Source organism: Candidatus Symbiothrix dinenymphae (assembly GCF_001431085.1).
Map to the genome: position 1 here is coordinate 1 of NZ_BBRU01000264.1, position 561 is coordinate 561.

General features: G+C 37.8%; 1 tRNA gene. It reads left to right on the forward strand.

The window, feature by feature from the left end:
- The first annotated feature begins 452 nt into the window (after nt 1-452).
- Nucleotides 453-525 (forward strand) — tRNA-Trp (locus tag ASC50_RS03455).
- Nucleotides 526-561 lie beyond the last annotated feature (36 nt).

Sequence of the window (561 nt, forward strand, 5' to 3'; positions counted from 1 at the left end):
CACCACATCTGCACCTGCAGAAAAACTCACACCACTCGCCTCTTGTGCCGCGACAGAAGCCGTGCACCCAAATAGCAGCGAAACCAATACATAACTTACTTTTTTCATATTTTTTATTAATTTGACGGTGCAAAATTACACAAATATTTTTAAATAACAAGCATTTTGACAGAAAATTTAAAATATTTCTATTAAAATGATATTTTAAATATGTGGAGTGGTTCAAAATTGACTGTATTTTATCCCTACGAGATAAAATACCGTTTGCAAAAAATAGCACCTGAAAAAAAATTAGCCGATTTTCAAAAAAACTTTCAAAATCATTTGGTTATTTCAAAAAAATGTTGTACCTTTGCGCCCGATTTTGCCCCTAATCCGGTTGAATCTATTGTTTGGCTACCTTGCGGGGCGTTTTTTTACCGCGCTGAGCGCACGGTTGCAGTGATGAACATACGGAACTAGCTCAGTTGGTAGAGCATCGGTCTCCAAAACCGAGGGTCGGGAGTTCGAGTCTCTCGTTCCGTGCAGAGAGAATGTATAGAGAGTGTATATAATATGTAT